At 68.0% G+C, this 16,676-nt stretch carries 14 protein-coding genes; 4 read left to right on the forward strand and 10 right to left on the reverse strand.

Features of this window, described 5'->3' with window-relative positions; all coding sequences use genetic code 11:
• Positions 1-83: 83 nt before the first annotated feature.
• From ABZX92_RS03230 to ABZX92_RS03250, 5 genes are read right to left on the reverse strand one after another with little or no spacing between them, the layout of a single operon-like run.
• Complete coding sequence (locus ABZX92_RS03230) at positions 84-1,067, reverse strand: LacI family DNA-binding transcriptional regulator (RefSeq protein WP_045314629.1); 984 nt, start codon at positions 1,065-1,067, stop codon at positions 84-86.
• Positions 1,068-1,118: 51 nt separating this feature from the next.
• Positions 1,119-1,943, reverse strand: a complete 825-nt coding sequence (locus tag ABZX92_RS03235; protein WP_355553246.1) for an ABC transporter permease — start codon at positions 1,941-1,943, stop codon at positions 1,119-1,121.
• Positions 1,940-2,830, reverse strand: a complete 891-nt coding sequence (locus ABZX92_RS03240; RefSeq protein WP_355553249.1) for a sugar ABC transporter permease — start codon at positions 2,828-2,830, stop codon at positions 1,940-1,942. Before ABZX92_RS03240 ends, ABZX92_RS03235 begins: the two co-directional genes overlap by 4 nt.
• Complete coding sequence (locus ABZX92_RS03245) at positions 2,827-3,885, reverse strand: ABC transporter ATP-binding protein (protein WP_355553252.1); 1,059 nt, start codon at positions 3,883-3,885, stop codon at positions 2,827-2,829. Before ABZX92_RS03245 ends, ABZX92_RS03240 begins: the two co-directional genes overlap by 4 nt.
• Complete coding sequence (locus tag ABZX92_RS03250; RefSeq protein WP_355553255.1) at positions 3,885-5,078, reverse strand: extracellular solute-binding protein; 1,194 nt, start codon at positions 5,076-5,078, stop codon at positions 3,885-3,887. Before ABZX92_RS03250 ends, ABZX92_RS03245 begins: the two co-directional genes overlap by 1 nt.
• A 207-nt stretch (positions 5,079-5,285) precedes the next feature.
• Here ABZX92_RS03250 and ABZX92_RS03255 point away from each other — a divergent pair, with 207 nt between their 5' ends.
• Positions 5,286-7,361 carry a PQQ-dependent sugar dehydrogenase gene (locus ABZX92_RS03255; RefSeq protein WP_355553257.1) on the forward strand — a complete coding sequence of 692 codons (2,076 nt, stop codon included), beginning with the start codon at positions 5,286-5,288 and terminating at the stop codon, positions 7,359-7,361.
• Positions 7,362-7,465: 104 nt separating this feature from the next.
• On the opposite strand, the gene ABZX92_RS03260 is transcribed toward ABZX92_RS03255, so the two are convergent.
• A complete protein-coding gene (locus tag ABZX92_RS03260) occupies positions 7,466-9,814 on the reverse strand; it encodes a hypothetical protein (protein WP_355553260.1) in 2,349 nt (782 codons plus the stop codon).
• 230 nt (positions 9,815-10,044) lie between these two features.
• Positions 10,045-10,587 (reverse strand): helix-turn-helix domain-containing protein, encoded by a 543-nt coding sequence (locus ABZX92_RS03265; protein ID WP_355553262.1) that lies wholly within the window; start codon positions 10,585-10,587, stop codon positions 10,045-10,047.
• Between the two features lie 100 nt (positions 10,588-10,687).
• Between ABZX92_RS03265 and ABZX92_RS03270 the strand changes: the two genes are divergently transcribed.
• Complete coding sequence (locus ABZX92_RS03270; RefSeq protein WP_355553265.1) at positions 10,688-11,569, forward strand: alpha/beta fold hydrolase; 882 nt, start codon at positions 10,688-10,690, stop codon at positions 11,567-11,569.
• Here ABZX92_RS03270 and araD read toward each other — a convergent pair.
• Genes araD through ABZX92_RS03285 form a run of 3 tightly spaced genes read right to left on the reverse strand, consistent with a single transcriptional unit; the run spans position 11,531 to position 14,788 of the window.
• On the reverse strand, positions 11,531-13,252 hold the full coding sequence (gene araD, locus ABZX92_RS03275) for an L-arabinonate dehydratase (RefSeq protein WP_355553268.1): 1,722 nt from the start codon (positions 13,250-13,252) through the stop codon (positions 11,531-11,533). The genes ABZX92_RS03270 and araD overlap by 39 nt on opposite strands.
• The gene (locus ABZX92_RS03280; protein WP_355553271.1) at positions 13,249-14,154 is read right to left on the reverse strand and encodes a dihydrodipicolinate synthase family protein; all 906 of its coding nucleotides are present in this window, start codon (positions 14,152-14,154) and stop codon (positions 13,249-13,251) included. The genes araD and ABZX92_RS03280 overlap by 4 nt, the downstream gene beginning before the upstream one ends.
• Positions 14,141-14,788 carry a GntR family transcriptional regulator gene (locus tag ABZX92_RS03285; RefSeq protein WP_355553274.1) on the reverse strand — a complete coding sequence of 216 codons (648 nt, stop codon included), beginning with the start codon at positions 14,786-14,788 and terminating at the stop codon, positions 14,141-14,143. The genes ABZX92_RS03280 and ABZX92_RS03285 overlap by 14 nt, the downstream gene beginning before the upstream one ends.
• Positions 14,789-15,034: 246 nt before the next feature.
• Between ABZX92_RS03285 and ABZX92_RS03290 the strand changes: the two genes are divergently transcribed.
• Together ABZX92_RS03290 and ABZX92_RS03295 are read left to right on the forward strand one after the other, a co-directional pair.
• A complete protein-coding gene (locus ABZX92_RS03290) occupies positions 15,035-15,544 on the forward strand; it encodes an anti-sigma factor (RefSeq protein WP_355553277.1) in 510 nt (169 codons plus the stop codon).
• Positions 15,545-15,667: 123 nt separating this feature from the next.
• The gene (locus ABZX92_RS03295) at positions 15,668-16,588 is read left to right on the forward strand and encodes a DUF1996 domain-containing protein (RefSeq protein ID WP_355553280.1); all 921 of its coding nucleotides are present in this window, start codon (positions 15,668-15,670) and stop codon (positions 16,586-16,588) included.
• The last annotated feature ends 88 nt before the right edge of the window (positions 16,589-16,676 follow it).

A 16,676-nucleotide genomic window follows, 5' to 3' on the forward strand; every position in this document is an offset into this window, starting at 1 on the left:
CCCTCCCCCCTCGGGCCCAGCCGCTTCGCGGCCCCGGCTCATGGTGTACTCCCCCCAGACACCACGCCGGGGCCGCCTTGCATCTACTTCCTGGGCGGCGTAGTAGTTCCGCGCACGATGAGCTGGGTTTCGGCCACGATCTGCGGAACTTCCGTGTTGTCCGAATCCAGCCAGTCCAGCAACAGGTTCACGGCGGTGCGGCCCGCCTGCGCCACCGGCATTGCCACCGTTGTCAACGCGGGCGAGCAGAGCGCGGCGTACGTGAGATCGTCGAAGCCCGTCACCGACACGTCACCGGGCACCGAGATCCCGCGGTCCCGCAGCCGCGCCAGCACGCCGAGCGCCATGATGTCGTTGTAGGCCACGATCGCGGTCGTGTCGGCCGCCACGGCCAAATCAGCCGCCTGCAAACCGCCTTCGTAGCGTGGCGCGAACGGTCCGAGATCCACCAGGTCGACACCGTGCTGGGCGACCGCCGACATGAGTCCCCGGCGGCGTTCCTGGTTGGACCACGACGTGCGCGGCCCGTTCAGGTAGGCGATCCGCCGGTGCCCCAACGCCACCAGGTGGTCGATGATCGCGTGCATGCCGCCGGCGGAGTCCATCAACGCCGCGGGCACGCCGGGCAGCCGCCGGTTCAGCAGCACCAGCGAGGTGGCGCCCGCCACCTCGTAGACCTGCGAGTCCTCCAGGCCGGGCGCACACAGCACGACGCCGTCGACCTGCTTCGCCATCGCGTGCACCAGCTTGGCCTCGGCGACCGGGTCCTCGTCGCTGTCCGCCACGAACACCGCGTAGTCCGCCTGCATGGCCCGTGCCTGCACGGCCTTGAGCACGCCCGTGAAGAACGGGTTGTCGAGGTCCGGCACGACGATGCCGATGTTGCCGGTCTTGCCGGTGATCAGCCCTCGCGCGGCCCGGTTGGGCTGGTAGCCGAGGTCGGAGGCGGCAGCCAGCACCCGTGATCTGGTCTCCGGGCGCACCAGCTCGGGAGATGTCAGCGCACGCGAAACGGTGGCGACCGATACGTGCGCCCTGCGAGCCACGTCGCGGATGGTGACTGCCACTTGTACCTCACCCTCGAACTGCCGGTTGAAACAATCATGACGGGTCAGGCGTCAGGAAGGTTCTTTGAGTCTCGTGACGAGCTGTGTCGGGTTGACGAAACGCAGCGCGATCACGAGAAGAAGGAGCATAGATCCGGTGTAGATCACCGCCATCGAGTCGACCATCTGCTGTGGCCTGATGCCCGCCGACGACATCGCCTCGTACAGCGACACCACCAGCGTCTGGCTGGTCGGGCCCGCCGTGAGGAAGGTCAGTTCGAACATGCCCACCGTCCGCACGAGCACCAGGATCGACGCCGCCAGGATGCCCGGTACGAGCAACGGCGCGAGCACGCGGGTGAAGATGGCGAACGTGTTCGCCCCGCACATCCGCGCCGCCGACTCGATCTTCGTGTCGATCTGCTCGATGAACGGCGTCATCGTCAGCACCACGAACGGCACGGCCGGCACGAGGTTCGCCGCGATCACGCCGAACATGCTGCCCGCCAGGTGGAACTTGTAGAGCACGGTGGCGAGCGGGATGCCGTACGTCATGGGCGGCATCAGGATGGGCAGCAGGAACAGCACGTTGAGCAGCTTCTTGCCGGGGAAGTTGCGGCGCGCCAGGGCATAGGCCGTAGGAACTCCGATCAGGACGGAGATGACGACGACCGCGATCGCGACCTGGAACGTGACACCGAGGACGTCGAGCAGCCGGTAGTCGCGCCACGCCTCGCCGTACCACTTGCCCGTGTACCCGTCCGGCAGCCACGAGCCGAACCACGTCTCGGCGAACGAGTTCGTGACGACCGCGCCGACGATGCCGACCAGGTTCAGCATGAAGAAGATCAGGGCGCCCCACGTCAGCCACACAACGGGGCGAGCAGTGAGCCTCATCCCTTGCCTCCCGTCGCACCGCGGTAGAGCGTCGTGCGCCAGATCAGCACCACGCCGATCACGATCAGCATCACCAGCGCCATCAGCATCGCGATCGCCGAGCCCATCGCGAAGTCGTTGTCCCGCAACGCCGTCTCGTACGCGGCGATCGACATCACGTGCGTCTCGCCGGCCGGGTTGCCGACCATGACCGCGGACGGGAAGACCGAGAACGCCAGCACGAAGCTCAAGCAAAACGTCACCGCGAGCCCTGGCGCGAGCAACGGCATGGTGATCGTGCGGAACCGCTGCCGCTTCGACGCGCCCAGCGTCGCCGCCGCCTGCTCCAGCGTCGGGTCGATGCCGGACAGGTACGACAGCGTCAGCAGGAACGCGAACGGGAAGCCCGTGATGATCAGGCTGAACAGCACACCCCAGTAGTTGTGGGTGAGCTTCGCCGGTTCGTCCGCGCCCAGCGCCATCAGGATGCGGTTGAACCATCCCGTCGGGCCGAAGAACGCGAGGAGTCCTTCCGCCGTCAGCACGGTGCCGAGGGTGATCGGGACGACCAGCAGCGTGGTGAGCGCTCTCTTGCCCCGGAACCGGCCGCGCATCCGGAACGCGATCGGGATGGACGCCAGCACGTTGAACAGTGCCGCCGGCAGCCCGAGCCGCAGGGTGATCCACACGGTCTCGGCCAGGTAGTCGTCCTGGAAGAACGTGACGTAGTTCTGGAACGGGCTGCCGCCGCCCTTCGGCTGGAACGACAGCTGCAGCCCGTACAGGAACGGGTACACGAACAGCAGGATCACGAACACCGCGCCCGGCACCAGCAGCCAGAGGACGCGGTCGACGCCCTTCTCGGCCAGCCGGTGCTTGAGCGACGCCCGCTCCATCACCGCGGTCATGCGAACACCAGCACGCGCTCGATGGGCACCTTCAACGTGATGGTGTCGCCGGGAGCCAGTCGCGAATTGGTGCGAACGTGCAGCTGCGAGCCGTCCTTCAGCCGAGCCTCCACGGCCTGCTCCCGGCCGTGGTACTCGACGATCTCCACCACCGCTTCCAGCGTGTTCTCGCCGGGTTCGGAGACAACGGAGAAGTCCTCAGGGCGAACCGCCGCCACGGCCTCGCCCGAAAGCTCTTCCCGTTTGACACCAACGAGCTTGACGCCGTCAGCGGTCTGCACGGTCGTGTGCTCGCCTTCCTGGGCCACCACGGACACCTGGATCATGTTGCGGTAGCCCATGAACCCGGCGACGTAGCGGTTGACCGGATGCGCGTAGACCTCCTCCGGCGACCCGACCTGCTGCACCTCGCCGAGCCGTAGCACCACGAGCCGGTCGGCGAGCGCGAGCGCCTCCTCCTGGTCGTGCGTCACGTAGACGGTCGTGAGACCCAGCGACTGGTGCAGCCGCCGGATCTCGGTGCGCATCTCCAACCGCAGCGCCGCGTCCAAGTTGGACAGTGGCTCGTCCATCAGCACCAACGGTGGTTCGAGCACGATCGCCCGCGCGATCGCCACACGTTGTTGCTGGCCACCGGAGAGCTGTGCCGGGAACTTGTGCTGGTGTTCTTCGAGCTGGACGAGGCGCACCGCCTCGTCCACCCGCTTGGTCAGCTCCGCCTTCGACGTCTTGCGCATGGACAGGCCGAACCCGATGTTGCGCCGCACCGACATGTGCGGGAACAGCGCGTAGTTCTGGAACACCATCCCGAACCCGCGCTTCTCCGGCGGCAGGTCGTCGATCCGCTTGCCGTCCAGGGTGATCCGCCCGCCGGTCAGCGGCAGCAGCCCCGCCAGGCAGTTCAGCGCGGTCGACTTCCCGCATCCGGACGGCCCTAGCAGGGCGACGAACTCGCCGCCCTTGATCGTCAGGTCCATGCCTTTGAGGGCAACGGTGTCCCCGAAGGCGCGCTGCACGTGGTCGAGATGCAGCTCCGCGAACCGTTGTCCCGTCACTACTTCTTACCGATCTCTCGGTCCCACCGCTGGAACGCCTTCACCTGCTGCGCGGCCGGGAGCGAGGTCTCCTTGGGGTTCTCGGAGATCAGCTTGTCGTACTCGGCGCGCCCGAACTTCGCGATGGCGTCCTGCGACTCCTGCGGCGCCATCTTCAACGTCACGTCCTTGACGGCCGGACCGGGGTAGAAGTAGCCCTTGTCGTACGCCTTGGCCTGCTGCTTGGCGTCCAGCATGAACTTGATGAGCGCCAGGTTCGCCGCCAGCACGTCCTGCGACACTCCCTTGGGCACCACGGCGTAGTGCGCGTCGGTGACCCAGTGGAAGCCCTTGAACGTCGAGATCTTCATGCCCTCCGGCACCGAGCCGAGCACGCGCGGGTTGATGTCCCAGCCGGTCGTCGACGCGACCATCCACGACGTGCCGTTCGCCAGGTTCTTCATGACGTCCGTGGTGCCGCCGGGGTAGTTGTCGACGTACTGCCCCAGGTCCTTCAGGTACGCCCAGGTCTTCTCCCAGCCCTTCTCGGGGTCCTTGGGGTCGGTGTCGCCGAGCAGGTACGGCAGTCCCATGAGGAACGTCCGGCCGGGACCGGAGTTCGCCGGCCGCGCGTACTGGAACTTGCCGGGGTGCGCCTTGGCCCACTCCAGCAGTTCGGCCGGAGAGGTCGGAGGGGTCGGCACCTTCGCCGGGTCGTACTCCAGCAGCGGACCGGCGGGGTAGTAGGTCACGGCGACGCCCTGGCCCTGGGCGAGCTTCTGCATCTCCCACGCGGGCGGGAGGTAGGTCTTCTCCAGGTCCGGCAGCTTCGCCGAATATCCGGGGAGCAGTTCGTAGACCAGTTTCTGCTCGATCACCGACGACAATCCGTCGGTACCGGTCAGCACGAGGTGGGTCTGGGAGGTGCCCGAGTTCTGCTCGGCCTTGAGCTTGCCCGGCATGTCCGGCGCGGTCGCCTTGGTGTAGTTGACCTTGCTGACGTAGTCGGGGTTCGACTTCACGAACTCGTCGATCATGCCCTGGGTGAGCTGCAGGTTGCCGGCCACGTCGAGCACGTTCAGCTCGACCGGTTTGGACGGCTTGTCCGGGATGGTGGTCGGTGCGTTCTGCGCCTGTGGGGCCTCCGGTGCACCACACGCCGTGACGACCAACAAGGCGGGGATGACGAGCTGTAACTTCCTTGTCCAGCGCATCTCGTGGCTCCCTAACTGACTCTGGACCTGGCGCTCGAAAACGTTTACGGTTTTTCTGTAACGGTCGAATGCCTACACCTGATCTCCACGGCGAGTCAACAGATTCGCCCGGAAGTCAGCAGGGCACTCCTCCGATGACTGGCCCGCCGCCCGGTCGAACGCAATGCCGCCGCACAACCCATCCCCCGACGAAAGTGGGAGGCTCCTGTGGCACCCCGTTCACGGCGGTTGCTGGTCACGAGGACCGGCATCCTGGCCACTGTGCTCGCAGTGGCGGTGACCTCGCTCGTTTCCGCCGCACCCGCGGCAGTTGCAGCTGATGTCCTGCTGTCCCAAGGCAAGCCCACGACCGAGTCGGCGTCCGGCGGTGCGAACTACGCGCCGAAGAACGCCGTCGACGGCAACACGGCCACGCGCTGGGCCAGCAAGTCGAACACCGACCCGGCCTGGATCCGCGTCGACCTGGGCGCGACCGCGAACATCAGCCGGGTCCGGCTGCAGTGGGACCTCTCGTGCGCCAAGGCGTACCGGGTCGAGACCTCTGAGAACGACTCGAGCTGGACGTCGATCTACAACACGACCGACGGCAAGGGCGGTGTCGAGGACCTCACGGTCACCGGGCGCGGTCGTTACGTCCGCGTCTACGGCACGACGCGCTGCCGCACCGGCACGTCGTACGGCTACTCCCTGCAGGAGTTCCAGGTATTCGGCAGCACCGGCCCCGTCGAGGGTGAGCCGCCGACCGCTCCGACGGACCTCGTCGCCTCGGACATCAAGCCCGACTCGGCGAAGCTGACCTGGAAGCCGTCGACCGACAACGTCGGCGTCACGTCGTACGAGATCTACAACCTCGGCCAGTTCGTGAAGTCCGTGCCCGCGACGCCGACCTCCACGGTGATGACGGGCCTGAAGCCGAACACGACGTACGGCTTCTACGTCAACGCGAAGGACGCGGCCGGCAACATCTCGCAGGCGTCCAACACGGCGGAGTTCAAGACCCCGCCCGCCGAGGACGACCCGATCCCGCCGACCGCGCCGAAGAACCTGCGTTCCACCGGCGTGACGGCCAACTCCGTGTCGCTGGCGTGGGACGCGGCGACCGACAACATCGGCGTGACGCGCTACGAGATCTACACCGGCTCCACCAAGGTCGGTGACGCGACCGGCACCACCACCACGATCGGCGGCCGCACCGCGAACACCGAGTACACGTTCACCGTCAAGGCCTTCGACGCTGTCGGCAACGGCGGCCCGCTCTCCAACGCGGTGACCGTGAAGACCCGTCCCGGTGGCGACCAGGTCGGTGCCGTCACGCAGATCGCGACCGACAACGACGTGCCGTGGGGCCTCGCGTTCCTGCCCAACGGCGACGGCATCTACTCGCGCCGCGACGCGCAGGATCTGATCAAGATCACGCCGACCGGCCAGAAGACCACGCTGGGCAAGGTCCCGAACGTCTCTGGCACCAACGGTGAGGGCGGCCTGCTGGGCATCGAGCTCTCGCCGTCGTTCAGCAGCGACCACTACGTGTACATCTACCACACGGCCTCCGGCGACAACCGCGTCGTGCGGATGACGTTGGACGGCAACACGCTGGGCGAGTACAAGGTGCTGCTGACCGGCATCCCGCGCAACAAGTTCCACAACGGCGGCCGCCTGCGCTTCGGCCCGGACGGCAAGCTCTACGCGTCGACCGGTGACGGCCAGAACGGTGCCAACGCCCAGAACAAGCAGTCGCTGGGCGGCAAGGTCCTGCGCCTCAACCCGGACGGCACGGCCCCGGCCGACAACCCGTTCTTCTCCGAGGGCGGCAACGCGCGCTACGTGTGGTCCTACGGCCACCGCAACGTGCAGGGCCTCACGTTCGACTCGAAGAACCGCCTGTGGGAGGCCGAGCTCGGCAACTCCAACATGGACGAGATCAACCTGATCCAGAAGGGCGGCAACTACGGCTGGCCCAACTGCGAGGGCACCTCTGGTTCGTGCTCGGGTTACATCGCGCCGAAGAAGACCTTCTCCGTCGGCTCCGCTTCGCCGTCCGGCCTCGCGATCGTCAACGACGTGCTGTTCCTCGCCGCCCTGCGCGGCGAGCGGCTGTACCGCATGACCATCAACGGCGACAGCATCGGCACCACCACGTCCCACTTCCAGGGCACCTACGGCCGTCTGCGGACGCCGGAACCCGCCCCGGACGGCTCGCTGTGGGTCACCACCTCCAACGGTGACAAGGACTCCACGCCGGGCAACAGCTCCACCAAGATCCTGAAGGTGGCGCTCAACTAGAAGCGGCCCGGTGCGGTCCGACATGCGGCGGCGCTGGGCCGGCCCGCACCGGTACCGGAAAACGGAAGGCCCCCGGACGTGGCGTCCGGGGGCCTTCCCCGTTCTCACCGCAACTGGCAGAGCAGCGGACACGCCTTGGCCGACGACCATCCCGTGTAGGACGGCGGGGTGCCGGCGGGCGAGTTCTGCGGCGTGTACCTGACCTTGGCGTTGTTGATCAGCGGGAACAGCGAGAGCAGTGCGTACGTCGAGCAGTAGACCTGTTTCGACTGACCGGGCGCGAGGGTGAACGGCCCGGTCTGGCAGCTCGGCTCACCGTCGTCGACCACGTAGGAATCCACAATGGACACCGGACCGCTGTTGGTGACGGTGATCCGCCAGTACGCGGTGGCGAACAGCAGTCCCAGCACGCCTACCGGAGCCTGTTTCACCCACGGTCCGGCGCCACCGGTCTTGCAGTTCGCCGGTGTGTGCGAGCCGCAGATCTCCTTTTCCACCACCACGTTCGGCTGGCAGGCGTGGCCCGGCGCGACGGCCCGCGTGACGGTGTTGGACGCGAAGCCGCCGGTCACGTCCGTTCCGTTGGCGGTGTTGCTGACCGAACCGACCGCGCACTCCGCCGCGATCGTCGTGCGGAAGCACACCTGAGGCGCGTCGCCGGTGAACTCGACGACCAGCGACGGCTGGTTGCCGCCGCCGAAGTCCGCTCCGTTGTTCAGGACCAGCGTGGTGGTCAGGTTCAGCGTCGTGGCGGACACGCCGCTGAGGTCGACCGTGCCGTCGGGCGCGAACGCCGGGACCGCCACGGCGGCACCGTTCTGGTCGGTCGCGGTGATGGTGGAGGCGCCGAAGTTCACGTTCGCCGGCGTGACGCCGACCAGCGAGGCCCTGGTGTAGGACGCGGAGTGCGGCTTGCCGTCGCAGTAGAACTGCGCCGGGGTGAGCGACACGGAGGCGCCGGTGCGCACGCACGGCGACGCCCCCGTGTCAGGATCCATCGAGAACAGCACACCCGCGTCGCCGAGGCCGATCAGGCAGCCGGTCGGCGGGTCGTAGGCGTAGCCGTAGTCCCGGGTGATGCCGTTGTTGGCAGTGGGGTGCGTGATGCGTGCCGGGGTGCCCGCGCAGGTCGTGCCGGTGCTCCAGTCGTGGCACACCGCGGCGCCCTGGTAGGGGCCGCCCCAGATGGCGACGTAGCTGCGCACCCGGTCGCCGATGCGGACGATCTCCGGGTTGAACGCGAGCACGCCGGCCCCCAGTCCGGCCAGGCTGGAAGGGGCCGAAAGCGGCGAACCGTCGATCGCGTAGCAGGTGGTGACACTGGTGCCGCCACTCGTGGTCGAGCACGCGCCGGTCTCCACACCCGTTGTGCCGTAAGAGGTGTAGGCGTTGTAGGTGTAGTTGCCGGACGGCCCGAGGGACTTCGGGGACGGCCAGCCCGCGCACGCGCTCGTCGCGGCGGGATCGAAGCAGCCCATCACCGGCGTGCCGCCACCGGACGGCGTCGACGACGCGAACAGCCTGCCGCCGGCTGTGGCCAGCGCGCCGAAGTAGTAGCCGCCGGTGTTGGTGAACGGCACGATCGGGGCGTACGGCTGCCCGCCGCACGCGCTCTGCGACGCGATCGTCCAGCACACGACGTGCCCGGAAGTCGCCACGCCGTAGAGGTTTCCGCCCAGCGCGACGAGTCCGGCGAGCTCGGTGGTCTGCCCCGCCCGGTTCATCAGTGGCCAGTAGCCGCAGTTGCCGGGTGCGGCGAGGTCGAGACAGCCGACGCCGATCGAGGTCGTGGTGGTCGCCGAGTAGTAGATCTTCGACGGGGTTCCCGGATCGCGGACGTACTGCGGCTCCAGGGGACTGGCGATGTCACCGGTGTCGCCCGTGCCGAACGGGCCGGCTGTCGTGTTGAGCGGCTTCGGCCACGGCCCACCGGGGCAGGGTGCGCTGGTCGCGAGATCGGTGCACATCAGCTTCCGGTTCGCGACCGGGAGGTGGTGGTAGACGTTCCACGCCTGCAGCCGCCCGTCCGGCGTGCGGTGCAGCAACGGCGAGAACCCGTCGCCGCCGGTCGAGCTCGCACTGGCCGGGATGGGAGGGGTGAGCAGGTTGGCGTGCGCGGTGCCGCCGTTGCGGACGTTCGGGTTGGTCGCGCTGACGACCGGGTTGCCCGGCGCCGGCTCGGTGCCGGTCCAGCCCGGCGGCACCTGCAGCGAACCGGGCACGTAGGCCTGGCCGGCTCCGATGGTGTCGGTGATGGTGGCGGCGCCGGGGGTGCCGTTGTGGTAGGACACGACCCAGGTGGCGGTGTCGCCGTGGCCGGCGGGATCGGACACGCCCTGCACGGACTTGGTGAGCGTCGAGACGGGTGGCTGGGCGGCCACGGGGGCGGCGGAGGACAGTGCACTGGCGGCGAGCGCGGTCGCGAGCACCATTGCCTGCAGGCGTCTTCGCACGGTGGTCCCTTCGGCGGTGGTGGGGAACTGACCACCGAAGCTAGGGACCTGCCGGAATCCCAACAACGCCGTGTCACCCGCGTGGACACCATGTCTGCCCCATCAGACCAACGTGCCGCGGGCGAACATGTGACTGTGCATGAGATTCCATTCGGGCGACGACTCGTGTTTCACCTGAACGCGCCGACGTGCCCATCGGAAACCCTTATGCAACTTGCACTTCGCGGCAGTCAGGCCCCCAGCAGGCCGTCGAGGAGCAGCGCGATCAGCCGGCGCGGGTCGTAGCGCGCGTCGTCGCCCCGTCCGACGCACAGGTTGCCGATCCCGCGCATCAGCTCGTACGGCTGGATGTTCTCGATCCCGCTCGCCTTCAGCAGTTCACCGCACACCGGTCCGAGCCGGTCGAGGAAGTACGCGTGCAGCTGCTCGAACCCGCTGCTGTCGGACTGCAACGCGTTCGCGAGCCCGTGCTTGGTGACCAGGAAATCCACGAACAGGTCGACCCACTGCCGCAGCGCCTGCTGCGGAGAGTCCTCTTTGGACAGCAGTTCGGGCCCTGCCTCCGCGCACGCCTCGACCTGATGGCGGTAGACGGCCACGACGAGGTCCGCGCGGGTCGGGAAGTGGCGGTAGATCGTGCCCATGCCGACGCCCGCCTCGGCCGCGATCTCGCGGATCGGCGCGTCGACGCCGGACCTGACGAACACCTCGGCCGCGGCTGCGAGCAACGTCTGCTCGTTGCGCGCGGCGTCGGCCCGCTTGCGTGGTGGCACGTCGACTCCCATCCGGCACCGTTGACAAAGCGGAACAGTGCTCCGTATCGTTCCGGAACGGCGCTCCACTTACGGCGACAGACTACTCGAAGGGGAACCGATGACCGTCTTCACGGTGAGTCCTGTCGTGCTCGAAATTCCCGGCAGGCCCGTTGACCTGCAGCTGAAGGTCTCCGCGCCGATGGAAGGCAACGAGCTGCCGATCATCCTGCTGTCGCACGGGCAGGGGCACTCCCACCACCTGTCCTCGCTGAACGGCTATGCGCCGCTGGCCAACTACTGGGCCGAGCAGGGCTTCGTCGTCCTGCAGCCCACGCACCTGAGCTCGCGTTCGCTGAACCTGCCCGCGGACACTCCCGGCGCGCCGATGTTCTGGAAGGAACGTGCCGAGGACATGTCGCACCTCATCGACCGGCTCGACGAGATCGAGAAGGCCGTGCCACAGCTGCGGAACCGGCTCGACCGCACGAAGATCGCAGTCGCGGGCCACTCGATGGGCGGGCACACCGCGAGCCTGCTGCTGGGCATGAAGACCGAGAACCAGAGCTTCGAGGACGTCCGGATCAGGGCCGGCGTGCTGCTCGGCTCGACGGGCCGCGGCGAGGGGCTCACCGACGTCGTCAAAGAGAACTACCCGTTCATGCTCACCGCGGACTTCGGCGGCATGACCACTCCGGCACTCGTCGTGGCCGGCGACCAGGACGGCTCCGAGCACCTCACGACCAACGGGCCCGCGTGGCACGAGGACCCGTTCCACCTGGCGCCCGGCCAGAAGGACCTGCTGATCCTCGAAGGCGGCGAGCACGGTCTCGGCGGCGTCTCCGGGTACGACGTCGCCGAGACCACGGACGAGAGCCCCGAACGGGTCGCGGTCGTGCAGCGGCTCACCACCGCCTACCTGCGCAGTCAGCTGTCCGGCACCGACGACTGGCAGCAGGAGGCGCTAGTGGGCGTTGGGTTCCGGGTTGACTCCCGGCCGTGACAGGAACTCGAAGTCGCAGCCCTCGTTGGCCTGCGTGATGTGCTCGTAGTACAGCGCGCCGTACCCGCGTTCGAACTTCGGCGGCGGCGCGGTCCACTCCAGGCGACGCCGTTCCATCTCCTCGTCGGAGATCTCCACGCGCAGCACGCGCGCCTCGACGTCCAGCGTCACGAGGTCGCCGTCCCGCACCAGCGCCAGCGGCCCACCGACGTGCGCCTCCGGTGCCACGTGCAGAACGCAAGCGCCATAAGAAGTTCCGGACATCCGCGCGTCTGACACGCGCACCATGTCCCGGACGCCTTCCTGCAACAACTTGTCCGGGATCGGCAGCATCCCGTACTCGGGCATACCGGGTCCGCCCTTGGGGCCACCGCCCGCGAGCACGATCACCGAATCCTTCGTGACTTCCAGCGCGGGGTCGTTGATCCGTGCCTGCAAGTCCTGGTAGCCGTGGAAAACCACGGCGGGCCCGGTGTGTTTCCACAACGCGGGATCAGCCGCCACGTACTTGATCACCGCACCGTCCGGCGCCAGGTTTCCGCGCAGCACGGCCAGTCCGCCCTCGGCGGAGACCGGCGAGTCCACGGGCCGGATCACCGAGGAGTCGTACACCTCGGCGCCCTCCAAGTCCTCGCCGAACGTCCGTCCGGTCACCGTGATCCGCTTGAGGTGCAACGAATCCTTGAGCTGCGAAAGGAGGCCGCGCAGCCCGCCCGCGTAGTAGAAGTCCTCCATCAGGTGCTCGCCGGCGGGCTGAACCGAAGCCAGCACCGGGACTTCCCGGGACAACCGGTCGAAGTCGTCCAGCGACAAGGAGATCTGCGACCGCCCGGCCATCGCGATCAGGTGGATGTACGAGTTGGTCGAGCCACCCAACGCCAGCACGGTCCGGATCGCGTCCTCATATGCCTCAGGGGACAAGACGTCGTCGATCGTCAGCCCCTCGCGCACCATCTCGACGACGCGCATGCCCGAGGCCGCGGCCATCCGGTGGTGCGCCGAGTCGACGGCCGGAATCGACGACGCTCCAGGCAAAGTGAGCCCAAGGGCCTCGGCGGCGGCGGTCATCGTCGACGCCGTACCCATCGTCATGCACGTGCCGGGGGAGCGAGCCAGCCCGGACTGGATCTCCGCCCAGTCCGACGAAGAGATCGTCCCTGCCCGTTTCTCGTCCCAGAACCGCCACATGTCGGTACCGGAAGCCAGCTTCTGGCCCCGCCAGTTGCCCCGCAACATCGGCCCGGCGGGCACGAAGACCGTTGGCAGGCCGGCGGAAGCCGCGCCCATCAGCAACGCGGGCGTGGTCTTGTCACAACCGCCCATCAGCACGGCACCGTCGACCGGGTAGGACCGGAGGATCTCCTCGGTCTCCATCGACAGCATGTTCCGGTACAGCATGGGCGTCGGCTTCTGGTACGTCTCCGACAGCGTGGAAACCGGGAACTCCAGCGGATATCCGCCCGCCTCCCACACCCCGCGCTCGACCTGCTGGGCCCGCTCGCGCAAGTGCATGTGGCACGGGTTGATGCCGCTCCACGTGTTCAGAACGGCGATCACGGGCTTGCCGAGGTGCTCCTCGGCGTTCATCCCGAGCTGACGCATGCGCGCGTTGTGCGAGAACGCCCGCAGCCCCTCACCCTCGAACCACTCAGCGCTCCGCAAGCCTTTTCCGGGCAACTTCACAGCATGCTCCACGAGTTCAGCAGCACACCGACGGCCGAGCGATCAGCCTCGCTCAGCAACGAAGCGGGCGGCCGCACGTCCCGGCGGCACAACCCCAGCTGCGCCAACGCCTCCTTCACCACGGACACGTTGTTCGCGGACTCGTTCAACGCCCGCAGCTCCTCGAACTTCCGGATGACCTCCCAGAACTCCATCGCCGCACCGAACTCACCGGCCCGCAGGCACCGGAACATCTGCACGGACAGCTCCGGCGCCACGTTCGCGAGCCCGGACGTGAATCCCGTCGCCCCGACCGCGAAGTAGCCCGGCGCGGACAGCTCGGCGAGCCCCGCGACCCACGTCAGCCGATCGAACCCGGCATCCCGGGCGACCGTCGCGAACCGAACCGGATCCGGCACCGCGTACTTCACCCCGACGACGTTCGGGCACGCGTCCGACAGCGCGGCGATCTGCGCGCCACCGATCCGCGGGTTCCGCACGTAGAGGATCACGCTCAGCTCGGGCACCGAGGACGCGATCGCCCGGTGGTAGTCGACCCACCCGTCCAGCGACACGTACGGGTGCACCGGCTGGTGGATCATGATCCCGTTCGCTCCGGCCCGGTCGGCGAACCGGGCGGCCGACACCGCGGTGGCAAGATCATGCCCGACGCCGGCGACGATCGCGGCCCGGTCCCCGGCGGTGTCCACGGTGATCTGCAGAGCGCGCTCGGTCTCGGCGGCGGACAGCGTGTAGAACTCGCTCGTGTTGCCGTTCGGCGTGACGACCGAGACGCCGCCCTCCACCATCCGGTCCACGATCGCGGCGTAGTTCTTCTCGTCGATCGTGCCGTCCTCGGCGAACGGCGTGACGGTGATCGCCACGACGGACGCGAGCGGTTCGGAGAGGTCATCGAACGCCATCGGGAAGCTCCTCAACTACTCGGTCGGCGAAGGTCTGGATGTGGCGGCGGAGCAGTTCGAAAGCGAGGTCGCCCTTGCCGCCGACCGCGGCGGCGAGGATCGCGCGGTGCTCGGCGGCCTCGTCGTCCCAGGTCGGGCAGATGCCCCAGCCGGCGACGGTGATCAGCGCGGCCTGGTCGCGCAGGCCGTCCAGGATCTGGATCATCAACGGGTTGCCGCACCCGGCGTACAGGGCGCGGTGGAAGCGGCGGTTGGCGAGCGACCGGCGGGCCAGGTCGGAGACGTCTTCCAACGCCAGCGCCGCTTCGTCGAACGAGGCCCCGAGCAGCACGGACCGCCTCAGCGCCTCGGGTTCCATCAGCATCCGCACGTCGTAGACGGAGTTGGCCATCGCGGCGTCGACCGTGCGGACCGCGGCGCCTTTGTACGGGCTCATCACGACGAGCCCAGACCCGGCGAGAGTCTTCAGTGCTTCGCGCACCGGCGTCTTCGAGACGTTGAGCGTGGCGGCGAGATCTGTTTCCACGAGCGCCTGTCCGGGCTTCAGTTTTCCGTTGAGAATCGCTTCTTTGATCGATTCCAGAACGAAGTCCGTGCGCGACGCGGGAGGCGCTTCCACCCGGTCATACATCATATACGAGACCCTAGGAGCTCCCGGAGCCCCAGGTCAACCGTCTTCTGTGGGCTGCGCAACTGCCCTGTATCTGCGTTGAACCAACTTCCTCGCAGGCTCGTTTTGAAGGTGTCGGTCACCGCAACCACGCGGACCGGAGAAGGAGAAAATGGGTGAGTCGTTCCGCGTGAACCGTGTCCATTGCCGCGTCCGCCAGCGCATGGCACCGAACGTCCTGGACACCGACGAGTTGAACGAGATCGACACATGCTGATGGAAGAACTGCCACCGGAGGCCGCACTGAACGGCCCTCCGCGCGACGCGGACGACCTCTTGCAGCGCACGCTGGGGACGGTCCGCGACGAGAGACACCAGGCCGTGCGACGCCGAGGGCGCGTCACGGCCCTGACATCGACCTTCGTGGTCGCCGGCGTGCTCGCTGGGGGCGTCTGGCTGGGCCAGGGCCTGGGCATCGGCGGTACCGACGACGTCGCCGGGACCCTGCAGGGGACCTCGGCCGACGGCGCTCATCTGGCTGTGCGCGTCACGGACACCGAGGGCGGCCTCAGGCTGGTCGCCACGGTCGACGGCATGCAGGACGGGGAAGCCTGCTGGCTCGTCGTGCACACGAAGGACGGACGCACCTTCACCGCCGGCTCCTGGAGGGCGCACGACGGCGAGGTGACGCTGGCCGGGTCCGCGATGGTGCGGGCAGGGGACGTGGCCGGGGTCAGCGTCGTGAACCACGATCACCAGCCGCTGGTGACCGCCGGCTAGTTCTCGATGAACGGCGCTCTTGTTCACCTGAGGTGGACGAAAGCGCCGTTCATCGCTCACTTCTGCCCTCCGAACTGAGACACCGGCCTGTCGTCTCGATGGCGCGCTTGGCAAGCTGTAGCCGTGGCCCGCAGCAGACCGATGACCTTCGCCGTCGCGGCGGTCGCGGTCATCGTGGTCGTGGCCTCCGCGGTGGCGTACGCCCGGTCCGGCCCTGACCAGTACGTGAGCGAACTGGACCAGACGCTGAGCGAGCCGGACACGCCGAACGTCGTCATCCGGTGCGGCACCAACGAGGAACGGCACCTCAACGCGGACAACCCGGTCGTGTCGCCCGGCATCCCGTTCGGCGCCCACCACACCCATGAGTACGTGGGCAACAAGTCGGCAGACGCGATGTCGACGAACGCCTCTCTAGCGGCCGCCCCCAGCACGTGCGAGAAGGACGACCGGTCGACGTACTACTGGCCGGTGCTGCGCCTGACCGACGGCACGGGCCACGACGCGCACGCCGAGGGCGGCGGACTGCACGGCAACGTCGGCGAGGTCCTCAAGCCGAAGAGCGTCGAAATCCGGTACGAGGGCAGCCCGGTGAGCAACGTGCTGCCGATGCCGCGGTTTCTGCGCATGATCACCGGCGATCCGATGGCGTTCACCAACAACTACGGCCCGAAAGTTCGGGCCCGGTGGGGCTGTTCCGACCAGCCCGGCCGGTACACGACCAGGTATCCGCTGTGCGGGAGCGCAACCACGTTGCGCGGCTACGACTTCGCGAGCTGCTGGGACGGCAACAACACCGACAGCGCCTCGCACCGCACGCACGTGGTGTTCCCGCTGGTCGGCGGCGCGTGCCCGCCCAGGACGTTCCCGATCCCGCGGCTGCGCGTCACCGTGGGCTACGACGTGCCGGTGGGCCGGCCGTTCGCGATCGACAGCTTCCCCGAGGAGATGCGGGACCCGGCGACCGACCACGCCATGTTCATCAACGTGATGCCGGATGCGCTGATGGGTGAGCTCGTCCAGCACCTCAACGGCGGCCGATAACATCCGCCACAATCTTTTTGCCGAAACCCGTTGAACCGAAGACCGGTTCGGCTCGTGTGTCCGCTGAGGTCTTGAACAGGACGCCCGC

This window comes from Lentzea sp. NPDC006480, assembly GCF_040611995.1.
Classification (GTDB): Bacteria; Actinomycetota; Actinomycetes; order Mycobacteriales; family Pseudonocardiaceae; genus Lentzea.

Coding starts and splice junctions, on each gene's coding strand:
- ABZX92_RS03235 (WP_355553246.1), bottom strand. CDS start 1,943: ATGAGGCTCACTGCTCGCCCCGTTGTGTGGCTGACGTGGGGCGCCCTG.
- ABZX92_RS03240 (WP_355553249.1), bottom strand. CDS start 2,830: ATGACCGCGGTGATGGAGCGGGCGTCGCTCAAGCACCGGCTGGCCGAG.
- ABZX92_RS03250 (WP_355553255.1), bottom strand. CDS start 5,078: ATGCGCTGGACAAGGAAGTTACAGCTCGTCATCCCCGCCTTGTTGGTC.
- ABZX92_RS03270 (WP_355553265.1), top strand. CDS start 10,688: ATGACCGTCTTCACGGTGAGTCCTGTCGTGCTCGAAATTCCCGGCAGG.
- ABZX92_RS03280 (WP_355553271.1), bottom strand. CDS start 14,154: ATGGCGTTCGATGACCTCTCCGAACCGCTCGCGTCCGTCGTGGCGATC.
- ABZX92_RS03285 (WP_355553274.1), bottom strand. CDS start 14,788: ATGATGTATGACCGGGTGGAAGCGCCTCCCGCGTCGCGCACGGACTTC.
- ABZX92_RS03290 (WP_355553277.1), top strand. CDS start 15,035: ATGCTGATGGAAGAACTGCCACCGGAGGCCGCACTGAACGGCCCTCCG.